A 4,866-nucleotide genomic window follows, 5' to 3' on the forward strand; every position below is an offset into this window, starting at 1 on the left:
TTTACAGGTTGCCATTCACTCTTAGCTACTAGTTCAAGCTGGTGGGCTCATATCCGTCGGGTCTTTTATGATTAGTATCTCCATGGGAATAATCCTATCACAAGAGGGACAAAATATTGCAAAACTTTAAAAGGGGAAGTGGAGCGTTTTTTGGTATCGAAAGGGGGCCGCTCAAAAAGCGGCCCCCTTTATAAAGGCTTTATACCTCAATCTTTAACTAAAAGGCAAGAGGTTTACTTCTTCTTGGTGCCCTTTCCTTTCTCTTCTTCTTTCTTCGACTCGCTATAGCTGAAGAGCTTCTCGTTCATGGCCTTGATGTTCTCGTAGAGGCCCTTTTTGACGCTCCTCTCTATCTCGCCCTCTTTGGCGGCTTTCACGAATTTTTCGAAGCCGTCGGAGAGTTTGTCGATGACTTCGCCGGCCTGATCGACGCCCTTCTTCACGTTCTTTTCCAGCTCGCCCTCTCTGGCCGTTTTGACGAAGTTATCGACGTGGCCGGCCAAGGTGTTTACTCCGTCTACCACCTGACCCATGCCCTTCTTTACGTTCTGCTCTATCTTACCCTCTTTAGCAGCTTTCACAAACTTGTTCACGTTTTCCGAGACCACATTCACACCCTCGACCACTTGAGCCTTGACCTTCTGGGCCTGTTCACTCTGAGCGGCTTCGTTGAAGATGGCCTTGAGCTGACCGCCCAGGATCTTGAGCTCGGAGCCGATATCATCCATCTGGATCTCTTTTTCAGCCGCTTTCTTGGCTCCTTTTTTCTCTTTTTCGGCCGGGCTGGTCTTCTTGGTCTCTTTTTTCTTCTCTTCCACTTTATTCCTCCAATCTTAAATGGTTAATAAGGTGTTTTTTATTATAGCAGTATTTCGGCAAGTTTTTTGAAAGCTTGCGCTTTATCACGCATTTATTTCTCGTTATTTAAATCTGCCCAATATTGGCCGATACTTGAATAAGAAACGGAGCAAGGCCACCTTCTCAATAATATTAACTGTATACCTTCAATCTTTTATCGAGTCAATGCTTTAAGCAGGAATTAAAGAAGCATTTGTAGAAATATCTTAAATTAGAGCAGAATCAATTCTTAAGAAGGGATGATCACATGGTTGCAAACCGGCCCGAGAAAAAGGAAGAGATGGGTATACCCAAAGAGCTCCCCCTCATCCCGCTTCGGGATCTGATAATCTTTCCCAACCTGGTTGTGCCCCTCTTTGTCGGTCGGGATAGGTCGATAAAGGCGCTGGAGGCGGCCATGCGCGAGGAGCACATGGTGGCTCTGGCCGTCCAGAAGGATGTCGAGGTCCAAGATCCTTTACCTGAGGATCTCTACAGCGTCGGCTCGGTGGCCATGGTCATGCAGGAGCTGAAACTGCCCGATGGCACGGCAAAAGCCCTTGTCGAAGGGATGGTCCGCATCAGGATAAAGAAATTTACCCAGGTCGATCCCTATTTCAAGGTCGAGATAGAGGTGGTCGAGGAGGATATCGAGAAGGATATCGAGATCGAAGCGATGATGCGCACGCTCATCTCTCAGTTTGAAGAGTGCGCCCGTCTTGGCAAGCCGATACCGCCCGAGGTTCTGGTTGCCTCCTTAAACATCAGCGAGCCGGGCCGCCTGGCGGATTTCGTCGCCTTTCATCTCAACCTTAAGACCGACGGCAAGCAGGAGATCTTGGAGGCCATCAATCCCAAAGATAGGCTACAGAAGGTTTCAACCTTTCTCTTAAAGGAGCTCGAGATCTTGGAGTTGGGTAGCAAGATCCAGAGCCGAATCAAGGATCAGATGACCCAGAGCCAGAAGGAATACTTCTTGAAAGAACAGCTCAGAGCGATTCAGCAGGAACTCGGTATGGCCGACGAGCGGACGGCCGAGAGCATAGAGCTGAAAGAGAAGATAGACAAAGCCAAGATGACGGCCGAGGCCAAGGATAAGGCCCTAGCTGAAGTAGATCGCCTGGAGAAGATGCCGCCGGCTGCGGCCGAGGCGGCCGTCATTCGGACCTATCTCGACTGGCTGATCGGCCTGCCTTGGAAGAAGAAGTCTAAGGAGAAATTGGACATCGCCCAGGCCGCCAAGATCCTAGATGATTATCATTACGGCCTGGAGAAGGTCAAGGAGAGGATCTTGGAGCATCTGGCCGTGCGCAAATTGGCCAAGGGCAAATCGAAGGAGGCCATCCTCTGTTTCGTTGGGCCTCCCGGAACGGGCAAGACCTCAATCGGCCGGGCGATAGCCAAGTCACTCGGACGCGAGTTCATCAGGATATCGCTTGGCGGAGTCCGCGATGAGGCCGAAATAAGGGGGCACAGGCGCACCTACGTCGGGGCGCTTCCGGGCCGGATAATCCAGAATATAAAACAGGTGGGGACCAATAACCCCGTCTTCATGATGGATGAGATAGATAAGGTGGGGGCCGATTTTCGGGGCGATCCCACAGCCGCCTTGCTCGAAGTCCTGGACCCGGAGCAGAACTATTCCTTCAGCGATCATTATCTGGAGATACCCTTTGACCTCTCCGATGTCATGTTCATCACCACGGCAAATATGCTCGACACCATCCCGCCGGCTCTGCGCGACCGGATGGAGGTCATCCACTTTTCCGGCTATACCGAAGAGGAGAAGGTTAAGATCGCCGAGGAGTTTTTGATCCCCAAACAGCTCACGGCCCATGGTCTGGAGGAGCGGGGCATAGTGGTCGATAGCGAAGCCTTGAGAAAGATAATTCGCGAGTATACCAGAGAGGCCGGGGTAAGGAATCTCGACCGCAAGCTCGCCACCATATTTCGCCAAATCGCAAGAAAGATCGTCGAAGGAAAGAAGGGTAAGTTCAAGGTAACCCCCGATGACCTGGCTGATTATCTGGGGCCGACCCAATTCCATTATGGCATCGCCGAGAAAGAGGATGAGATCGGAGTGGCGACGGGTCTCGCCTGGACCGAGACGGGCGGCGATATCATCAGCGTCGAAGCTACCCTGATGAAGGGGAGCGGCAAGCTGATCTTAACCGGACAACTCGGCGAGGTGATGCAGGAGTCGGCCCAGGCCGCCCTGAGCTATGCCAGGTCCAAGGCGACCGATTACGGCATCGCCGAGGACTTCTACGAAAAGTATGATATCCACATCCACGTTCCGGCTGGCGCCATCCCCAAAGACGGCCCCTCGGCCGGCATAACCATGGCCACCTCGCTGATCTCGGCCTTGACGAGGGTACCGATCAAGAAGGATGTCGGTATGACCGGAGAGATCACCTTGCGTGGCCACGTCCTGCCCATCGGCGGGCTGAAGGAGAAGGTCTTGGCCGCCCACAGGGCCGGTCTGAAACACCTGGTCATCCCCAAGGAGAACGAGAAGGATCTCACCCTCGTCTCCGATGAGGTCAAGAGCGTGTTGAGGTTCACTCTGGTAGAGAACGTATCGGAGGTCTTTGAGGTGGCCTTGAAAAAGGGCGCCGCAAAGGGGGCCAAAGCGCTCAAGGGATGATCCAGATCGGGGTGATCTCAGATATTCATATAGATTCCAAGGCCGGCCTCCACTTTGAAGGGGTCGATCTGATCCTCTCGGCTGGCGACGCCGCCGACGAGCGGGCCTATGAGGTGCTTTCAAAGATAGCTCCGCTCAAGGTGGTTCTCGGCAACATGGACCCCTTCGATCCCGCCCTCTTTCCTCGAAAGATAACCCTTGATCTCGGTGGCTTCAAAGTGGGATTGACCCACGGATTCGGCTCTCCCTTCGGCTTGGAGGGAAGGGTGATGGCCGAATTTACCGCTGTCGATTGCATAATCTTTGGCCACACCCATAGGCCCGTAAACGTGATGAAAGAGGGCCTCCTCCTCTTCAATCCGGGAGCCTTTGTGGAGATGGCGGGGAGAAGAAGCAGCCTGGGACTTCTCAAGATCGAGCCGAAAGAAGGAGGCAGAGAAGGAAGCCTTACGGCTTCGCATATTCTGATCTAACCCTCTCTGAAGATATTGTTTTGCTGCTTGATTTTGGGAATTGGCTGGCTAGTGCATTTTCTCAACGAAGACTTCGGTAGACGACTTTATTGCAATAAGACCCATAGCACCAAGAAAGAGTATTGCCAAAACAGTAACTGAGATTAAAATTGCTGCATTAGCAATTTTTCTGGCCTTGCTGTCGGGGATTGTTGTTAATTTTACATGCCAGGATAAAATTAATCCGCTAAGTCCCAAGGATAAAGCAAGCAGCGGAATAAAAATAGTTATGGCAGCACTTATTGCTATAGCCAATGATGTGTAAGTTAAACACATGTCAGATTCTTTTGCTTCAGTAACCATTGAACCCCCCCATTTCATTAAATGACACACCCATGCATTATCTTACAATGCGGGTAACTGCGAATTCTTTCGCAGTTACCCGCTGCATCAATCTTTAACTAGCCACCGGTAGTATACGAATAAGTCCCACCGCGGTAGACGCGTGCATCAATCCAGGGATAAGAATGTTGGATGTAAATTCCTCCGGCTCCTAAAGAAAAGTACCCCTGAGAAAAACTATAATAAGTAGTACTATTTAAATAGTAACCGGTATTAGTTTTAGTCCACGGTATACCCAACCAGGAGCATATACTTCGCCCCAACTTTGTCTCTGAACAGATAGGATTTTGGTAGAATCCCAGGTCCAAGTTATTCTATGATAAAAGCTCCAAAGAGCGCCTCCGACGTTATTATAACCAGTTTTTTTAATTGTGAGGATTTTCCCTCCCGTACTTGCAAGAGTTGGTGTCTGGCTGCTTAGCTTCGATTCAATAACTTCCGTCTCTATCCTGGCAACTTTATAACGGTCTAGGAGCTATTGTCAAATGTTGTGGATCGCATTCTAAGCCACGACCCTTCCAACTAGCT

4 protein-coding genes are annotated in these 4,866 nt (G+C 50.7%); 2 read left to right on the forward strand and 2 right to left on the reverse strand.

The annotated features are described in order from the left end of the window. Nucleotides 1-233 precede the first annotated feature (233 nt). Nucleotides 234-818: a hypothetical protein gene (locus QMD53_06805; GenBank protein MDI6800349.1), complete on the reverse strand. Its 585-nt coding sequence runs from the start codon at nucleotides 816-818 to the stop codon at nucleotides 234-236. 287 nt (nucleotides 819-1,105) lie between these two features. Here QMD53_06805 and lon point away from each other — a divergent pair, with 287 nt between their 5' ends. Together lon and QMD53_06815 are read left to right on the forward strand one after the other, a co-directional pair. Further along, nucleotides 1,106-3,484: an endopeptidase La gene (gene lon / locus QMD53_06810; protein ID MDI6800350.1), complete on the forward strand. Its 2,379-nt coding sequence runs from the start codon at nucleotides 1,106-1,108 to the stop codon at nucleotides 3,482-3,484. After that, the gene (locus QMD53_06815) at nucleotides 3,481-3,957 is read left to right on the forward strand and encodes a metallophosphoesterase family protein (protein MDI6800351.1); all 477 of its coding nucleotides are present in this window, start codon (nucleotides 3,481-3,483) and stop codon (nucleotides 3,955-3,957) included. The genes lon and QMD53_06815 overlap by 4 nt, the downstream gene beginning before the upstream one ends. 48 nt (nucleotides 3,958-4,005) lie before the next feature. Here QMD53_06815 and QMD53_06820 read toward each other — a convergent pair whose 3' ends face one another. After that, the gene (locus QMD53_06820) at nucleotides 4,006-4,299 is read right to left on the reverse strand and encodes a hypothetical protein (protein MDI6800352.1); all 294 of its coding nucleotides are present in this window, start codon (nucleotides 4,297-4,299) and stop codon (nucleotides 4,006-4,008) included. Between the last annotated feature and the right edge of the window lie 567 nt (nucleotides 4,300-4,866).

It is taken from the genome of Actinomycetota bacterium, assembly GCA_030017835.1.
Classification (GTDB): Bacteria; Actinomycetota; Aquicultoria; order UBA3085; family Oleimmundimicrobiaceae; genus Yes70-04.